Genomic DNA, 17,283 nt, shown 5'->3' on the forward strand with positions numbered 1-17,283 from the left:
CCGTCCCGATGTCCCAACCGTCCCTGCCCCCTGAAGAACCGGCGCCGGCCGGCAGCCGGGTGGCCGCTCGCCTGCTCGAGCAGCCCCTGCGCAACCTCGGCGTCGGTGTGACCGCGGTCGTGCTGGGCACGACCGCGGCTTTCGGCGGTCTCGAAGAGGCCCGGCCGAGCACCACCCAAGAGGTCAAGGTCGGCACCACGATGACCGCCGACCCGTTCGAGATCACCGTCAAGCGCCTGCTCTGGGTGAACGAGCTGCCCGGTTACCCGACCAACGACGAGGGCAACCGCTGGCTGGCGATCGTCGCCGACGTGACGAACACCGGCGACGAGACGCTGCTGCCGTATCTGGCCGGCGAGGCGATCACGGTCAACGGGGTCGAGGGGCTGACCAAGACGCCGGAGCCGGACCTGACCACGACGCGCGACCTGGACGACCGCACCGATCGGGTGTCCTCGGACCGGCTGGTGCACTTCCCCGACAGCACGCTGCTCAACCCGCTCCAGCCGGGGCTGACCTATCAGGCCGTGTACCTGTACGAGCAGAAGGGCTCGGCCGACGCCGCGGCGGAGGTGTCGGTTCAGCTGGTCGGGCACACCTTGCGGCCGAACGCCTTCGACCAGGTGGAGATGTGGCTGGACCCGACGGTGATCGCCGAGTCCCGCCTGCCGGTGCTGCCCCCGGAAGACACGAGCGAGCCGGCTGATTCGCTTGACACCGTTGCGGCCGGCGAGGGGGCCGCCGGATGAGCAACCAGAACGACTACGGTCGACCGCCGGTGGCAGTCACCGGTCCGGGCGGGACTTCGGCTCCCCGGAACGAGCCGGAAGAGCTGTCCAGCGCGCGGCCGGGTGCTCAGCCGAACGGTTCCGGCGACGCGGCCTGGCCGCCGCCGGTGTACCGCGATGTCACCGGGCGGCCAATTCCGCTGGCCGCGGGCTGGGAAAGGCCGGACGGCGAGCGCCCGCGCGATCACGCCCATCAACGGTGGGCCGGTGCCGCGGCGGCGATGAAGGACGAGGCCGCCAGCCTGTTCGCGGCCGACACCCGGCAGTCCGGCACGGACTACGAGCCTCCGGTTTCGTACCCGGCCACGGCCGGGGGCAGCGCGTTCTTCTCCGGTGCCCGGCAGGCCGCCAGTGAGCAGCAGACCGCGCGAGCAGAGTCCGGCGCTCAGCCGGTGTACCCCGCTGCGGAGAAGACACGGCCGGAGACTCAGCCTCCGCCGCCTCCGGCTGTTCAGCCGCAGGCAAGCCCTTACGATGACTACCCGCAGACCGCTCCTGGGGGATTGCGGCAGCCATACACGCCTTTCGAGGATTACCAGACCGGCGCGCAGCCACAGGTTCAGGACTGGGACGACCGGGACTCGCAGGGATACGAAGGCCACCCGGGCGGATATCAGGACGACCAGTACCAGGACGATCGGCAGACGCCGGGGTGGCAGCAGGTTCAGCCCTCGCAGCAGCTCGGCGGTTACGCGAACACCGGTGGCTACCCCGCGCAGGACGAGACCCGGCGCGCGGACTGGAGCGACGCCACCGGCCCGATGCAGCGGCGCGGCCAGAACCCCGGCTACAACAACGACTACAGCAACGACGCCCGGAACAAGATCCGGCCGTGGGCCGACGACGCTCCGGACGTCCATCAGCAGCAGGGGTGGGCGCCGCCGGCCCCTCAGGAGCCTTACGAGCCTGACCCGTACGCTGCCTCCGGTCCTTACTACGGGGGTGCGCCGGTCGAGTCGCGTACCGGCGGTTTCCCCGATCCTGAGCGCGAATACGACCAGATCCGGCAGCGCGGCGGACGGCTGCTCGACAGCCCCGGCCCGGACCACTACGACCGCGATGAGTACGACGACTACGAGGCGGGCCACGACGGGCTGCCCCCACAGCAACGTCAGGCTCCGGGTTTTCCCGGCAACCCTCCGAACGGCGGCAAGAAGGTTCGTCGCCGGATCGGGTACCGGCGCCGGGCCGGAGCGGCGGTCCTGATCGTCGCTGCGCTCGCGGTCGGCCGGTTCGTCAGCCAGTTCGAGACCGACGATTTCGGTCAGACCCGCCCGTTCCTGCTCGAGGGCCGCCTCGGCTCCGCCGTCGAGTTGCGCTCGGCCCAGATCACCGCCACCGAGGTGGACGGCTCGGCCTGCGTCTCGGCCGGTTTCTACGGGACGTTCCGCTCCCCCGGGGTTTTCGTCGTGGTACCGGTCAAGATCGTGGCCAAGGGCAAGACCGCGAACATGGAGTACGCCGCCATCGAGGACTCCGAGGGCCGGCTGTACACCACCTCGACGAACGGCCGTTCCTCGTTCGAGGCCGGCACCGCCCAGGCCGGGATCACCCGCTACGCCACGGTGGCGATCGAGATGCCGAAGGACCGGGTGGCCGGGGCCCGGCTGCGGATCGCGCTCAACGACCTGTACCTGAACCAGGACGACATGACCGACATCGACCTGGGCATCACCCAGAAGGACGTGGACGGCTGGGTGCGCAACCAGGAGACGCTCGCGGTGACCGAGTCGTCGAACTTCCCGCCCGGTCAGCAGCCGGACGACTCCACTGATGAGCCCTTGGCCGCCTGCGCGGGTCCGGTGGTACCGGAATGAACGTCTTCGCGCGGCATTCCAACCGCAGCACCGGCTGGCTCTCACGTAACCGCTGGGGGCTGGGCCTGCTGCCGCTGGCCGTCGTGCTGGCCCTGGCCGCCAGTTCCGACCGGGTGAAGCCGTACTGGTGGGACTCCGATCTGCACGAGCCGCAGCCGGCCGTGCAGGGCGAGTGGTTCAGCCACTCCGAGCCGTACGAGCTGAAGACCGGTGAGCAGACCATGTCGCTGCGCCTGCGGCTGGACTCGGTCCGCACGATGAGCGAGCAGGAGCTCGCCGACCCGCTCGGCGAAGAGCTGCCCCCGGGCACCAAGGCGGTCGAGGTGACGATGTCGTTCGAGGCCGACCCGGGCACCCCACTGGGCGGTTGTCAGGCGATGGTCCGCGACCAGGACGGCACCCAGTACACCTACCAGCAGGACCGGGTGGGTGCGGTCGAGGCCGGCTCGCCCTGTACCCCGGTGGGCGCCGGTGGACCTTCGGTGCTGTTCGGTGAGCTCGAGATGCCCGGCCCGGACGACAAGGAACGGCCGGAGAAGTACAGCGTCAAGCGGGCCTGGGTGCTGCCGGAGAAGGCCGTCGTCACCGAGGTCGACCTGTGGTGGACGGTCCCGCAGTACATCGCCTTCCGGGCCGGCAGCTAAGACCCGCCCTGGCCGGTTCTCAGGCCGGCTGCCTGGTCCGCTCGGTCTCTTCCTCGTCGTCCCGGACGGCACCGCCGGTGGCCAGCACCCGCTCCACCGCGGCGGCCAGCAGGCACATCGTCACGGTCAGCCCGATCGCCCGGGTGAAGATGGTGATGTGCGGGGTGAAAGCCAGGTACTGCGAGGCACTCTGCGGCCCGATGATCCAGCGGGCCAGCTCGTTCAGGCCGTCCTCCAGGCGCTTCGAGGCCAGGAACGCCACCACGAACATCAGCATCGGGGCCAGGCCTGCCACCGCGAGCTGCCGCAGCCCGCCGAACAGGCCGTGGAAGCGCTCGGTCACCTCGCTCGAGAGCTCCAGGCCGGCCCGGCGCACCGGACCAGGCACCATCCGCAGCAGGCGCGGCTGCGGCGGCGGGGACGGCTCGACCAGTTTGTGCCCGTAGACCACGGCGCCCACGGTGAGCCAGGCGATCGGCACGATGATCAGCGAGTCGACGTTGGCCGCCACGTTGATCGCGAAACTGCCCACCGCATCGACGACGTCGGCGAACGGGCCGAGTTTGGACAACATCGCCTCCCAGCCGTCGACGAACATCTCCACCCCGCGGCGGCTCTCCACCCAGTCCCAGGCAATGTCCTTGTAGATGGTCAGGTAGGTGGCGATCGCGGCCAGCCAGAGTGCCTCGACGTAGGCCCCGAGCAGCCCCAGCCCCCAGCCGGACTTGCGTCCTTCCAGCTTGGCCAGGCCGAACTTGAGCACGACGGCGCTGACGATGACCACCGGCAGGACCCAGCCGGTGCCGATCTCGAACCGGGAGCCGTCGCTGAGCTCCCCGCTGAAGAAGTCGGCCTGCGCGTACTCCTCGCCGTACAGCGAGTTGTAGAAGCGGAACAGGTCTTCCTTCAGGAAGCCGTAGGAGGCGTAGACCGCCAGGAACGGCACCAGGACGCTGGCCAGCATGTCGATCAGCCGGCGCTCCCGATGGCGCAGCGGGTCTTCCGGGGCGGTGGTGTCGGCGGCCCGGGTCAGGGCCGGCATCGAGTGCCGCAGGGTGTAGAGCATCAGCACGATGCCGGTCACCGCCGAGAGCGGGCCGAACACCAGGGCGAGCCAGCCCAGGGTGTTGTAGATGTCGCTCAGGCGCAGAGCGGCCCACTGCGCGCCCATCCGGCCCGCCAGGGCGAGGAGCGCGATGGTCAGCAGCACCGGCCAGTGCTTCAGCCAGAGCTTCGCCCCGGCTCCCACCACGGAGAACGCCTCACCGACCGCTTTCAGCACAGCAGGACAATAGGCGAATCCCAGGGGTTGCGGTTCGACTCCGGAGAATCAGGGTTAACCCCGGCACGGTCAGTCACGCCAGCTCACGCAATCGGCCGAGCAGGGCCTCGCGCTCGCGGCGATTGCTGCTCAGCGCGGCCGCCCGCTCGAACTCGGCCCGGGCCTCCTCGGTGCGGCCCAGCCGGGCCAGCAGGTCGGCGCGGACTCCGGGCAGCAGGTGGTAGTTGCGCATGGCCGGTTCGTCGGCCTCGGCGAGTACGTCCACCGCGTCCAGCCCGGCCTGCGGGCCGAACGCCATCCCGAACGCGACGGCCCGGTTCAGCGCCACCACCGGCGAGGGCAGCACCGTGAACAGCACCTGGTACAGCGCCGCGATCCGTTTCCAGTCGGTCTCTTCCGGGGTGCGGGCCCGGGCGTGAGCGGCGGCGATCGCGGCCTGCAGGGTGTACGGGCCGAAGCTCCCGCCCAGCGCCTGGGCCTTCTCCAGGGCGGCCAGCCCCCGCCGGATCAGCAACTGGTCCCACCGCGCCCGGTTCTGCTCGCCCAGCACCACCGCCTCGCCGTTCGGTCCGGTGCGGGCGCGCAGCCGCGAGGCCTGGAGCTCCATCAGCGCGGTCAGCCCGTGCACCTCGGGCTCGTCCGGCATCAGGGCGGCCAGGCTGCGGCCGAGGTGCAACGCGTCCTGACAGAGCGCCGGGCGCAGCAGATCGTCCCCGGCGCTGGCGCTGTAGCCCTCGTTGAAGATCAGGTAGATGACCTCCAGCACCGAGGTCAGCCGCTGCGGCCGGTCCGCACCGGTGGGCACCTCGAACGGCACCTGCTTGTCGGCCAGGGTGCGCTTGGCCCGGCTGATCCGCTGGGCCACGGTGGCTTCCGGAACCAGGAAGGCCCGGGCGATCTCGGCGGCCCTCAGGCCGCCGAGCAACCGCAGGGCCAGCGCCACCCGGCTCTGCGCGGCCAGCACCGGGTGGCAGGCCACGAAGACCAACCGCAGCACATCGTCCTCGATCTGGTCCGGCTCCACCTCGAGATCGCTCTCGCCGGGCAGCCGGTGCCCGAGCTCGGCCAGGTTGGCGGCCAGCCTCTGGTCCCGCCGGATCCGGTCGACGGCCCGGTTGCGCGCGGTGGTCATCAGCCAGGCCGCCGGGTTGTCCGGCGGACCCTTCACCGGCCACTGCTCCAGCGCGGTGACCAGGCAGTCCTGGGCGATCTCCTCGGCCACGCCGACGTCGCGCACCATCCGGGCGACGGTCGCGACGATCCGCGTGGCCTCGACCTTCCAGACACCTTCTACCAGGGCGCGGGTCTGCACCCCGGCAGTGAAACATCTACTCCGGGAAGTTGGCGAAGTCCTCCGGGCCCATCACCTTGCGCACCTCGGACGTGCCCTCCCAGCCGGGCCAGAACTCCTGGTGCACCCGCATGAACCGGGTGGTCCACTCGATCGCTTCCTCCTGGCTGCGCAGCTCGTACATCGCGTAGCTCACGATCGCCTCCTTGGCCTCGGTGAACGGGCCGTCGACGACCGAGATCTTCCCGCCCTCCAACTGCACCCGGGTGCCCGCCGCGGACGGCGTCAGACCGGCCGTGTCCAGCAGGATCCCGGCCTTGGTGGCTTCCTCGCCGAGCTTGGCGATCTCGGCGAACAGCTCCGGCGGCGGGGTGCCGCCCATCTGGTTCTCGGCGGCCTTGAGCAGGATCAGGTAACGCACGATGCTTCTCCCTCGTCGGTACGGTCCGGCTGGTCTCAGCCTTCACCGAACTCGACGAACGCACGCACCGGTTCTCGACACGTCCGTAAAAAGTTTTTCTGAACCGGCTACCAGGTCGGCCGCAGCGGCGGGACGTCGTCCCCGGTCTGGGCCCGGATCAGCTGGGTCAGCCGGGTGCGCAACTCGGCCACCCCGTCCTCACCCAGGCGTTCGACCAGCCGGGCCTCCTGCCGCACCTGCACGTAGCCGGCCGCCCGCATGTACTGCTGGGCCTTGCTGTTGACCACGTACAACGGATGCCGGGCGCCCCGTGGACCCGGGGTGCGCCGCAGGTACCCCCGCTTCTCCAGCGTCTTGGTCAGCTGCACGGCCTCCGGGGCGGTCAGGCTGAGCGCCTCGGCCAAGTCCTCGACGGTCAGGCCGCCGCGTTCCTGGAGAACGGTGAAGACCATGTTGTCGAGCGGGCGCAGCTCTTCCAGGCCGACCGCGACCAGTTCGGCCGTGGTCTCGGCCCGCACCGTCTGCAGCGCCATCCGCAGCAGGTAGGTCAGCTCCGACTCGGCCAGCGGATCCGGGGGCTGCTCGGCGGTGACGGCCTCCGGCTCCTCGAAGACCTCCGGCTCGGGCTGATCGTTTTCCGGGGACCACTGACCGGCCTGCGGCGGGCCGGGCCACGGCTCCGGAGGCGACTGCGGAACCGGTCGAGCGGGCGGCGTGGCCGGCGCAGGCTCCGGCCAGTTGTCGGCCTGGGGTTGCGCCCCAGACCAAGGCTCGGGCTGCGGGGGCTGCATGGGCTCGGGCTGCGCAGCCTGCCTGGGCTGGATGGGCGGAGCGGGCGGCATGGGCTCCGGCCAGGGATCGCCCTGGGTCTGCGGACCAGGCCACGGCTCGGTCTGCGCAGCTTGCCCGGGCTGAACCGGTTGCCTGGGCTCGGGCCAGGGGTCGCCCTGAGTTTGCGGACCAGGCCACGGCTCGACCTGCGCAGCTTGCCCGGGCTGAACCGGTTGCTGGGGCTCGCCCTGGGTCTGTGGACCAGGCCATGGCTCTTGCTGCGGCGCCCAGGGCTCCTCATGCTGCGGATCGAGCCAGGCCTGCGGATCGGACCAGGTCTGCCCCGGCTCCGCGGACTGCCCTGGCTCCCCGGCCCAGGACTGTCCTGGCGGTTCGCTCCAGGACTCCGGCTGCTGGTCCGCCCAGGACTGCCCCTCGGGCTGATTCGGAGACTGGTACTGGGATTCGGGTTCTGCTTCCGGTCGGGGCCGACTGTCCCGGGGCCGGGGACGCTCGTCCGCCGACCGCTGACCCCGCGACCAGTTCATCGGCGCGAACTGGAAGTCGTCCGAGCCACTCACCCCGTCTGCGCTGTCCATCATCGCCACCGGATCACAGGGCCGGCGGAGCGCCGGCGTTCAAACCCTGCTCCCCCGCCTCGGCCCACAGATCGGCCAGCGCGCCGTCGATCACCGACTTCACCTCGGGGGCGTCCGCCTTGACCCCCGGCGGCAGCAACGACTGCGCCAGCAGCCGGCCCTCCGGATCGCGGCGCAGCGCCACCCGGGCCGGTTTGCCCCGGGGCATCGGCACGGTGGCCGCCAGCACCACCGACGACTGCACCCGCTCGCGCACCACCTCGGGCAGCCGGCCGATGTCGTCCTGGATCTCCAGCGGCGTGTTCTTGCGGGTACCGACCCACGAGACCAGCAGCATCTGCGAGTCCTGGTCCCAGACCGCCTGGTCCACCGCGTCCCAGCTACGCACGATCGTCTCCCCTCTCGGCGTGACGATGCGCAGGTCACGCACCGTGGCCGCAGCGGCGCCGCCACCGACCAGGATCGACCAGGCCAGCAACCGGGGCGTCCCGGGCCGGTCCAGGCCGAGGGCCTGCTCGATCTCGGCGGGCATGGTGACCCGCTGCGGGAGCTTGATCATCCGCGGCAGTCGCGGAAGGAGTCGCATGTCTGTTACCCACCACTCACTCGGGAAATTATGTGGCACCGTGCTTGCGCTCGGCCAGAGCGCGCTTACGCATTTCCAGTTCCAGAAGACGCAGCCCGACGTCCTCGCCCCGCTGCCAGGCCGTCCGCAGATCCGCGATCTCGCGCGCGACCTGCCCTTCGGCGATGTGCAGAACCATTCCGGCCGCGTACTTGGCCAGCGCCACCTCGTCCTCCAGGGAGGGCAGCGGCGCGACCGCGAGCTCGGTGACCATCGGGGCGGCCTCGTCCGGAGAGAAGTCCTGCACCAAGGTCACCCACGCTGCCGGGTCCATGCCGACGGCGACCGCGATGCCCCCGGCGCCCTGGATCGCCTCATGGATGGCCCGGAACAGCGGCGTCTGGAAAGCGTCGTCCGGGAGCTCGTCGGTCTCTACGGAGGGCACCAGCCGGGGTACCTGGAGCATGCATTCCAACGCCTGGCGTTCCACCGCGGCCACGGGGTCGTTGCGGTTAGGGCGAACCAATTTGGGACGCTCGAACCGCCGCGGCGGGGTAGGTGCACTCCCAGCGGGGCCGCCTTGGGCAGCCGACCCGTCCTGGCCGGCTGCACCACTGTGGTCTTCGGGGCCGGACTGGCCGCCTGGCCCTCCCGGCGCACCGTGACCATTGGGTCCGGCCTGACCGCCGGGGCCGAACTGGCCACCACCGTTGTTCTGGCCACCACCGCTGTTCTGGCCACCACTGCCGTTCTGGCCGCCGCGCCCGGTCTGGCCGCTGAGCCCAGTCTGGCTGCCGGGGTTTAGGTACGCGTCCGGGGTGTAGGCAGCCTCGTTGAAGGCCGCGTCGTCGTAGGCGTCGTACGGGGGCTCATCGTACGGAGGCTCGTCGTCCGGGGGTGGGGGCATGTCGTCCGGCGGGGGCTCGTCGTTGTGCCACGCATGATCGTCCGACGCCTCGGGCCCGTACTGACCCCCAGCGCCGTACTGGCCCCCAGCGCCGTTCTGCCCAGCCGAACCGTTCAGCCCGCCTGAATTGTTCTGCTCACCCGCGTGGTTCGGCCCACCCGCGTTGTTCGGCCCACCTGAGTTGTCTGCCCCGCCACGTCCGGAGTTCTCGTTGGGCCCAGAACCGTTGCTGCCCGAACGATTACCGACCCCGACGTAACCGCCATACCCCTGGGCACGGCCACCCTGCCCAGACCCACCAGAGCCCGCCCCCTGGCCCCCCTGGCCGTAACCGCCCGCTCCCTGACCGTTTCCGCCCTGACCCCCCTGCCCACCGGGACCCGAACCGTTCGCGCCCTGACCGTAACCACCACCAGCCTGGCCGTTTCCAGCCTGACCGTACCCAAACGTCCCCTGGTTGTTTCCGCCCGAACCCCACTGGCCGTCCAGAGCCCACTGACTGCCCGGACCATCGAACGACCACTCGCCGCCCTGCACCCCGGCACCGTTCTGGCCCCACTGACCGCCACCGGAACCACCGCGCTGCCAGTCACCACGGTTACCCCCGGCGCCCCGGCCGCCCCCGTCCTCGCCACGCTTCCACTTCTTCTTGGGCTCCGGCGGCGGCAGGTGGTACGACCCGTCCGGCATCAGGAACGACCCGTCCGGCTGCCGTACTCCCCCGGGAGGACCGCTGTTACGCCGGTTCTCCCCCTTCTGCCAGCCGCCCTCGCCACGTCGGCCGTTACCCGAGTACCCCCTACCGGAACCCGAGGGACCGCCCGAGCCACCCCGTCCCCCATTGGCACCCGGACCACCCGGACCACCCGCACCACCGGAGCCGCCGGCGGAACCCGCCCCGGAGCGCAAAGCCCGCTCGACCGCCTGCTTGACCGGCTCGACGTCCATGCCGAGCCACCGGGCCAGCTCACGGGCGTACTCCGGGCGCAGCGTCGGGTCCTTGATCCCCGCCACCACCGGAGCCGCCAGCCGAAGCCCCTGCACGCGTCCCTCGGCAGTAGAGAGATCCGCCTCTTTCATGATCGACTGGATCTTGAACTCGAACATCGGCCGGCGGGTGCCGATCAGCTCCCGGACCGCCTCGTCACCGCGCTGTTGCCGCAGGTCACACGGGTCCATACCGCTCGGGGCGACCGCGATGAAGGTCTGCGCCACGAACCGCTGGTCGTCCTCGAAGGCCCGCAGGGCCGCCTTCTGCCCCGCCGCGTCACCGTCGAAAGTGAAGATCACCCGCCCGCCGGAACTGCGGTCGTCCCCGATCAGCCGGCGCACGATCCGGATGTGGTCGGCCGCGAACGCGGTTCCGCAGCTGGCCACCGCGGTCGCCTCACCGGCCAGGTGGCAGGCCATCACGTCGGTGTAGCCCTCGACCACGATCACCTGATGACTCTTGGCGATCTCGCGTTTGGCCAGGTCGACGCCGTAGAGCACGTGCGACTTCTTGTACAGCGCGGTCTCGGGGGTGTTGAGGTACTTGGCCTCGATCCGGTCGTCGTCGAACAGCCGCCGGGCCCCGAAACCCAGTGTCTCGCCGGTCAGGTCGCGGATCGGCCAGATCAGCCGGCCGCGGAACCGGTCGTACAGCCCGCGCTTGCCCTGCCCGGAGATCCCGGCGCCGACCAGCTCGTCCTTGGTGAACCCGCGGCCCAGCAGATGCCGGGTGAGCACCTCGCCGCCGCGGGGCGCGAAACCGACCCCGAAGTGCTCGGCCGCGGCCTGGTCGAAGCCCCGGTCGACCAGGAACTGCCGGCCGATCGAGGCGTCCGGCGAGGTGCCCAGCTGCTCGGCGAAGAACTGCGCGGCGGCCCGGTTGGCCTCCATCATCCGGCGGCGCTGGTTGACCCCCTCGCGGTTGGGCCCCTTGCCGTCGTTACCGGCCTCGTCCTCGTAGCGCAGCTCGATGCCCAGCCGCTGGGCCAGCCGCTCGACCGCCTCGGCGAAGCTCAGGTGGTCGATCTCCATCACGAAGGAGATGACGTCGCCGCCCTTGTCGCAGCCGAAGCACTTGTAGAAGCCCACGTTCGGCCGGACGTTGAACGACGGCGTCTTCTCGTCGTGGAACGGGCACAGCCCCTTCAGCGCCCCGATGCCGGCCGTGCGCAGCGTGACGTACTCGGAGACGACCTCGTCGATCCGGGACCGCTCCCGGACGGTCTCGACGTCCTCGCGGCGGATCCTCACCCAGTGAGTCTAAGTCTTGTCGGCCCCGGCCGCGGCGGGCAGGCTCCGCCACTGGACGTTGATCCCGTCGAAGGTGGTGAGGTCGCCCACCAGCCGCAGCCCGAGCAGGACCAGCAGGGCCACGGTGACCAGCACGCCCATCACCGCGAAGTACACCGCAACGCTGATCTTGAAGGTGGTGCCCCAGGTGATCGTGCGCGGGGCCAGGACCTGCGGTTTGGCCCGGGTCAGCGGCTGGGAGCCGGTGTCGGCCCGGGGGATGGAGCCGGTGGCCCGGCTGCGCTCGCCCGGGCTCTCCAGCCGGCGCCGGGCCTGCTCGAAGCTCGCAGCTCGTTCCTGGAAGAAGTCTGTGTTGCTCACGTCATGCCCGCCTGTTCCGCCCTGCCGCCCGGTGACTGCTCATGCTGGCACCCGGGCATGTCACTGAGTGCTTTGCGCAGCGCAAGAACGGATCAAATCACCCAGCGTCAGGCCGGCCCACCAGCTCGTGATGCCAGGCCACCGCGCGGGCGTCGGTGAGGCTGGCGACCTGGTCGATCACCGCGCGCAGCCGGCCCGCGTCGTCCGCCGCATCCCGCCAGGCCGTGGCGAAGGGCAGGTCGAGCACCTTGGGCGCGCGATCCTCCAGCACCTGCACCAGTTCCATCAGCAGTTCGCGCTGCAGGGCGTAGAGCGGCTGGCGTTCCTCCAGCGTCATCACGTACACCGCGGCCAGCCCCTTGAGCACGCCGATCTCCACCGCCGTTTCCTCCGGCACGACCAGGTCGGCACGGTAGCGGGTCAGCGGCACCTCGGCGGCAGCGCCGTACGCGGACCAGGTGGCTGCCTCGACCGTACGCAGGAAGTCGCCGATCAACTGCGAGGTCATGTTCTTCAGGGCCGCCAGCGAGGCGTAGTCACCGGTGAACGAGGTCACCCAGAACTGCCCCTTGCGCAGCCGGGCCAGCCCCTCGGCGATCTCGTCCTCCGGGGTCTGCGGCAGGTACCAGGCGCGGGCCTGGGCCACGATCCGCGCGACCTCGTCCTCGTCCTCCAGGAGCCGGGGGTCGAAACGTCCGGACACGATCGCGTCTTCGACGTCGTGCACGCTGTAGGCCACGTCGTCGGCCAGATCCATCACCTGCGCCTCGATGCAGCGCCGGCGTTCGGGCGCGCCGGCCCGCAGCCAGGTGAACACCGGCAGGTCGTCGGCGTAGACCCCGAACTTGCGGGAGTCCGGCCCCTTCGGCCAGGGGTACTTGGTGGCCGCGTCCAGCGTGGCACGGGTCAGGTTCAGGCCGTGGCCGCGATCGGGCCCGGCCACCTTGGGCTCCAGCCGGGTGAGCAACCGCAGGGTCTGCGCGTTGCCCTCGAAACCGCCGATCGCCGAGCAGATCTCGTCCAGCGCGGTCTCACCGTTGTGGCCGAACGGCGGGTGCCCCAGGTCGTGCGCCAGGCAGGCGGCGTCCACGATGTCCGGGTCGCAGCCCAGCGCGGCGCCCAGTTCCCGCCCCACCTGGGCCACTTCGAGGCTGTGGGTGAGCCGGTTGCGCACGAACTCGTCCGAGCCCGGGCCGACCACCTGCGTCTTGGCCGAGAGCCGGCGCAGCGCCGAGGAGTGCACCACCCGCGCCCGGTCGCGGGAGAACTGTCCCCGCCGCGGGTCCTTCGGCGGCTCGGCGAACCAGCGCTGCTGGTCCTCGGGCCGGTAACCGCTCTCGGGCCCGCGGTAGAACCGGCTCATCCGCCGCTGACCGATAGTTCGGCCTCGCGCAGCATCCCGGCCAGCTCACCGTCGATCTCCCGGCTGTCCAGCCAGCCGGGCGGCAGCGACACCGGGCGCGGCGACCCGGCCCGCCCGCGCGGCCCCTCGGCGCCCTCGCCCGGGTAGGGCTGCGAGCCGTCGAGCTGCCCGGCCAGGTCGTCGAACTCGGCCAGCGAGCTGATCATCGCCAGCGCCGCCCGGGTCTCCTTGCCCACCACGTACCCCTTGAAGTACCAGGCGATGTGCTTGCGGAAGTCGCGGCAGGCCCGGTTCTCGGAGTTGCGGTCGGCGTCGCGGTCGGTGCTCTTGAACGGCTTCTCGTAGCCCTCGTAGTGCTCGATCAGCAGCTCGATGTGCCGGCGCATGGTGGCCAGCACGTAGCCCAGCGGGGGCTGGCGGCGGGTGTCCCGGCCCTGCAGCCCGGCGGCCAGATCGGCGAACAGCCACGGCCGGCCCAGGCAGCCCCGGCCCACGACCACCCCGTCGGCGCCGGTCTCGGCCATCATCCGGACCGCGTCGTCGGCCGACCAGATGTCCCCGTTACCCAGCACCGGAATGCTGGTGACGGCCTCCTTGAGCCGGCCGATGGCGCTCCAGTCGGCCTGGCCCGAGTAGTACTCGGCGGCCGTGCGCCCGTGCAGCGCCACCGTGGCCACCCCCTCCGCCTCGGCGATCCGGCCGGCGTCCAGGTAGGACAGGTGGTCGGCGTCGATGCCCTTGCGCATCTTCACCGTGACCGGCACGCCGTAGGGGGTGGCGGCCTTCACCGCGGCGCTCACGATCGCCGCGAACAGCCCGGCCTTCCAGGGCAGGGCCGCTCCCCCGCCCTTGCGGGTCACCTTCTGCACCGGGCAGCCGAAGTTCAGGTCGATGTGGTCGGCCCGGTCCTCGGACAGCAGCATCGACACGCAGGCGCCGACCGTGCCCGGGTCCACCCCGTAGAGCTGAACGCTACGCGGGTTCTCGTCCGGGTCGTGCTGGATCAGCCGCATCGACTCGTCGTTGCGCTCGATCAGGGCCCGGGAGGTGACCATCTCGCTGACGAACAGCCCCTGCCCGCCCTCGGCCGCCATCTGCTCCCGGCACAGCCGCCGGAAGGCCGTGTTGGTGATCCCGGCCATCGGGGCCAGGACGACGGGGGTGGCGATCCGGTGCGGTCCGACCTGCAGTGCTCTCACGTCCCCCATTCTCGCTCACGGTCCGGCCCGGGATGTGCCACGGGCCGCGACCGCAGGGATTCGGGACGTCGGGGACGGCTCAGGAGCCCGAGCTACGCAACCAGGTCGGACAGACGCGGCAGGACCCGGTGCGGGCCGCTGGGGTGCGGGTCGCGCTGGTGGTAGCCGAACGGGTCGTGCAACAACGGGGTGAGACCGGCGGCGGTGGCGGCGCGCACGTCGTAGAACACCGTGTCACCCACATAGGCGATGCGTGGGGACGCGGGGATCCCCATTGCGTCCAGAGCGTGCAGGAAGATTGCGGGGTCGGGTTTGGAGACGCCGACCACGTGCGAGTCGACCACGCAGACCACCCGGGCGGCGCCGGGGGTGTCCACCCCGCAGATGCCCAGAGCGGCGAGGTCGCCCTCGACCTGGCCTTCCGCGTTGGAGACGATCCCGATCGGGATGCCCTGCTCCTCCAGCGCCAGCAACGTCTTGGCCGCCGTGGGTACCGGCTCGCGCCAGTAGGTGTCGTTGAAGCCCTGCCGGAACGCCTCCAGCGCCGGTTCGTCGACGCTCGCCCCGGTGGTGCGCAGGTAGGCGCGGCCGTAGGCGTGCCAGTCCGACTCGTTCCCGTCCGCGCGGGCATGATCCATGGCGTGCGCAGCGGCGAAGTGCGCCCGCAGGTGCACCTCCGGCTCGGCCGAGCCGCCGAAGGAGGCGACCACCGGGCCGAGACTCTGCGGGCTCGGCGTGACCAGCACGCCACCGGCGTCGAACAGGATCGCGTCGAACTCGCCGCTACGGGTCATACCGCGCATCATCCCGCGGCCGGGCCACCGAAGACCACGTTCTGCAGGATCCGGACCAGATGCGTGTCGGTGGCGATCTCGTCGGCCGGGGCCGGGATCCGTTCGTCGCCCCGGACCAGGGGTTCCAGCGCCTGCGCAACCACCGGCTGAAGATCGGGACGGCTGCGCAATGCGAACTCCAGCACGCCGGCCACCACCGGTGTCACCCGCACCGCCCGGCCGGTCCGTACCGCCTCCACCTCGACCGCCAGCGCGCGCTGCACCGCTTCCTCGGCCGTGAGCTCACCCAGCTCGGCCAGGTAACCGATGGCGAGCGCGGTGGCCACATGGTCGGGCTCGGACCAGCTCTCCCGGCCGTTGCTGAGGATGTCGCGCAGCTGGGCCACCCATTCCGGGCGCAGGGCCGGGTCGAGGCGGACCATCTGCTCGGCGATCGTGGCCGCCCGGGTCAGCGGCTCACCGGCTCGGTCGAGGACCGCCCGCACGGTCGGCCAGGCCGCTCTGACCGCGGCCGGATCTCCGATTTCCAGCACGATCGCGGCCGCCGCCAGCTGCCGATGGCGCTCGGGGAAGGAGTTGCGGGCCCGGCCGGTGAACTGTTCCTGGCAGGCCCGCTCCAGAGCCGGTACCCCGGGGGCGGCCCAGATCCGCAGCAACTCGTCGGCGTCCAGGGTGGCGCCGGCCAGCTCCCACACCTGGGCGAAGGTCTCGGGAGCCGGATCGATCAGATGCTGAACGGTGAGAAGCCAGGCGCCCGCTTCGTTCTGATCCGGGACGAGGGCCCGGATCCGGTCGCGGGCCTCGGCCGGGAAGGCTTCCGGCTCGGCGGCGGCCAACTGCGCCAGGATCTTCGGCACGACCGGTTCCGAGGCCGGGCTCAGGTTCTCCAGCAGCACCTCGAGCACGTCGGCGCCGGGTGGAAGCTGGCCCAGCACCTCGGCCCACGCTCCGTCCGCGGCCGGCCGGGCCCGTAGGGCCGTCCTGGTCACCTCGATGATCTCGGTCCTGGCCCAGGCCACCGGGCGGAAGGCGCAGACCCGGGCGAGCTGTACCGGGAAACTCGTGCTGCTGTTCAGCCCGGTGCTGACCATCAGGTGGGCGCCGGTGGCCACCGCGGCCCGGGCCGGGACTGCCCATCGGGGGTCCTGAAGGGCGAACAACAACCAGGCAACGGACGCCTGCAGCTCAAGTAGGGCGGGTGGTGCGGGAACACCCGGACGCTCGCCGCCCGGCACTTTCGCCGAGACCCGTTCCAGCAACCCAGCCAGAGCGTCTGCCATTGGCGATCTTCGTTCTTCGGCGGCCGCCAGTACCGAGGCCAGCGCAGCGACGATCGGCTGGGCGGAGGCCAGTTCGGCCGACTCTTCCCGCTTGGCCAGCGCGATCAGCGCGTCCAGGGCGGAACCGGTTGCCGATCGCGAGATCTGGGCCACATCGCACCAGGCATAAGCCAGATCGCCCACGCTCAGGCCGGAACCAGGGCGCTGCGCCAGGATCTCCAGCAACGGCAACGCCCGGGCCCCGGCCCTCTGCACCAGCAGGGCCAGCGAATTGGACGCCCCCAGCCCCGGGTACGCCTGGGCCTGGGTGGGCCAGAGCCGGACGAGATGATCCAGCGCCCCGGGCATCTCGACGCCCAGGGCCAGCGCGCACCAGAGCGCGGCGAACAGCACCTCGTCCTGATCGTCGGCCAGCAGCGTCTCCAGATCGGCGGACCGCAGCAGACCGTGCCGGGCCAGCGGCTCGATCAGCGCCACCCGGGCCGGCCGGTCGCTCTCCGCCGCGAGACGTTCGCGCAGCTTCTCCAGCGCGGCCGGGTCGTTCCAGTAGCTGGCGCACTCGTACACCGCGATCCGCACCTCGGGATCGGGATCCTCGGCCAACGGCAGCAGGATCCGGGCCGAAGCCGCCAGCCCGGCGCGGGCTTCCGCCTCGATCCGGGGGTCTTCCAGACCGGCCGCGACCGACTGCCCGTAGAAGCACAGCAACTGCAGGGCGCCGATCCGGCCCTGTGCCTGCTGGTCGGTGGCCACCTCGTGCAGGAACGGAAGTGCTGCCACCGTGGCCGGATACACGCCGCCCTGGTGCAGGATCGAGGCCAGCAGTTCCTCGACGGCCTCCGACCAGTCGTCCTTCCTCAACTGCCGGATCAGGCCGGGGGTGTCCCCGGCGTGACCGTAGGCGTGGTCGAGGGCCGACCAGTCGATCTCGTCGAGCGAATCGATCATGACCGCAGAGTAG

The 17,283-nt window shown here is 71.1% G+C and carries 14 protein-coding genes and 1 pseudogene; 3 read left to right on the forward strand and 12 right to left on the reverse strand.

The features are described from left to right. The first annotated feature begins 8 nt into the window (after positions 1-8). The 3 genes from LR394_RS12360 to LR394_RS12370 are packed head-to-tail and all read left to right on the forward strand — an operon-like array spanning position 9 to position 3,249. Complete coding sequence (locus tag LR394_RS12360) at positions 9-749, forward strand: hypothetical protein (protein ID WP_231441153.1); 741 nt, start codon at positions 9-11, stop codon at positions 747-749. Next, positions 746-2,605, forward strand: coding sequence for a hypothetical protein (locus tag LR394_RS12365; RefSeq protein ID WP_231441155.1), 1,860 nt, complete (start codon positions 746-748; stop codon positions 2,603-2,605). Before LR394_RS12360 ends, LR394_RS12365 begins: the two co-directional genes overlap by 4 nt. Next, a complete protein-coding gene (locus tag LR394_RS12370) occupies positions 2,602-3,249 on the forward strand; it encodes a hypothetical protein (RefSeq protein WP_231441156.1) in 648 nt (215 codons plus the stop codon). Before LR394_RS12365 ends, LR394_RS12370 begins: the two co-directional genes overlap by 4 nt. Positions 3,250-3,268: 19 nt before the next feature. On the opposite strand, the gene LR394_RS12375 is transcribed toward LR394_RS12370, so the two are convergent. The 12 genes and pseudogenes from LR394_RS12375 to LR394_RS12430 form a co-directional block, all read right to left on the reverse strand. Next, positions 3,269-4,531, reverse strand: a complete 1,263-nt coding sequence (locus tag LR394_RS12375; RefSeq protein ID WP_231441158.1) for a hypothetical protein — start codon at positions 4,529-4,531, stop codon at positions 3,269-3,271. A gap of 73 nt (positions 4,532-4,604) precedes the next feature. Beyond that, positions 4,605-5,843, reverse strand: a complete 1,239-nt coding sequence (locus tag LR394_RS12380) for an RNA polymerase sigma factor (protein ID WP_231441160.1) — start codon at positions 5,841-5,843, stop codon at positions 4,605-4,607. A 16-nt stretch (positions 5,844-5,859) separates the two neighbouring features. Further along, positions 5,860-6,246 carry a YciI family protein gene (locus LR394_RS12385; protein WP_407937037.1) on the reverse strand — a complete coding sequence of 129 codons (387 nt, stop codon included), beginning with the start codon at positions 6,244-6,246 and terminating at the stop codon, positions 5,860-5,862. Between the two features lie 104 nt (positions 6,247-6,350). Further along, a complete protein-coding gene (locus LR394_RS41505; protein WP_269329007.1) occupies positions 6,351-7,613 on the reverse strand; it encodes a MarR family winged helix-turn-helix transcriptional regulator in 1,263 nt (420 codons plus the stop codon). Positions 7,614-7,626: 13 nt separating this feature from the next. After that, positions 7,627-8,172, reverse strand: coding sequence for a hypothetical protein (locus tag LR394_RS12400; protein WP_231441164.1), 546 nt, complete (start codon positions 8,170-8,172; stop codon positions 7,627-7,629). A 55-nt stretch (positions 8,173-8,227) separates the two neighbouring features. Next, entirely contained in the window at positions 8,228-9,775 is a 1,548-nt protein-coding gene (locus tag LR394_RS43605; RefSeq protein WP_407937038.1) for a hypothetical protein, read from the reverse strand. A 114-nt stretch (positions 9,776-9,889) separates the two neighbouring features. Further along, a pseudogene (gene dnaG, locus LR394_RS43610) lies at positions 9,890-11,326 on the reverse strand (DNA primase); the annotation flags it as partial. 9 nt (positions 11,327-11,335) lie between these two features. Beyond that, on the reverse strand, positions 11,336-11,686 hold the full coding sequence (locus LR394_RS12410; RefSeq protein ID WP_231441169.1) for a hypothetical protein: 351 nt from the start codon (positions 11,684-11,686) through the stop codon (positions 11,336-11,338). Positions 11,687-11,783: 97 nt separating this feature from the next. After that, entirely contained in the window at positions 11,784-13,049 is a 1,266-nt protein-coding gene (locus LR394_RS12415) for a deoxyguanosinetriphosphate triphosphohydrolase (protein WP_231441170.1), read from the reverse strand. Then, positions 13,046-14,248: a tRNA dihydrouridine synthase DusB gene (gene dusB, locus LR394_RS12420; protein ID WP_231441172.1), complete on the reverse strand. Its 1,203-nt coding sequence runs from the start codon at positions 14,246-14,248 to the stop codon at positions 13,046-13,048. Before dusB ends, LR394_RS12415 begins: the two co-directional genes overlap by 4 nt. A 92-nt stretch (positions 14,249-14,340) precedes the next feature. Continuing rightward, a complete protein-coding gene (locus LR394_RS12425; RefSeq protein WP_231441174.1) occupies positions 14,341-15,042 on the reverse strand; it encodes an HAD family hydrolase in 702 nt (233 codons plus the stop codon). An 8-nt stretch (positions 15,043-15,050) separates the two neighbouring features. After that, positions 15,051-17,270 (reverse strand): HEAT repeat domain-containing protein, encoded by a 2,220-nt coding sequence (locus LR394_RS12430; RefSeq protein WP_231441176.1) that lies wholly within the window; start codon positions 17,268-17,270, stop codon positions 15,051-15,053. Positions 17,271-17,283: the final 13 nt, after the last annotated feature.

Origin of the sequence: Kineosporia babensis (assembly GCF_021129305.1) — a bacterium.
In the GTDB taxonomy this organism is placed as follows: domain Bacteria; phylum Actinomycetota; class Actinomycetes; order Actinomycetales; family Kineosporiaceae; genus Kineosporia; species Kineosporia babensis.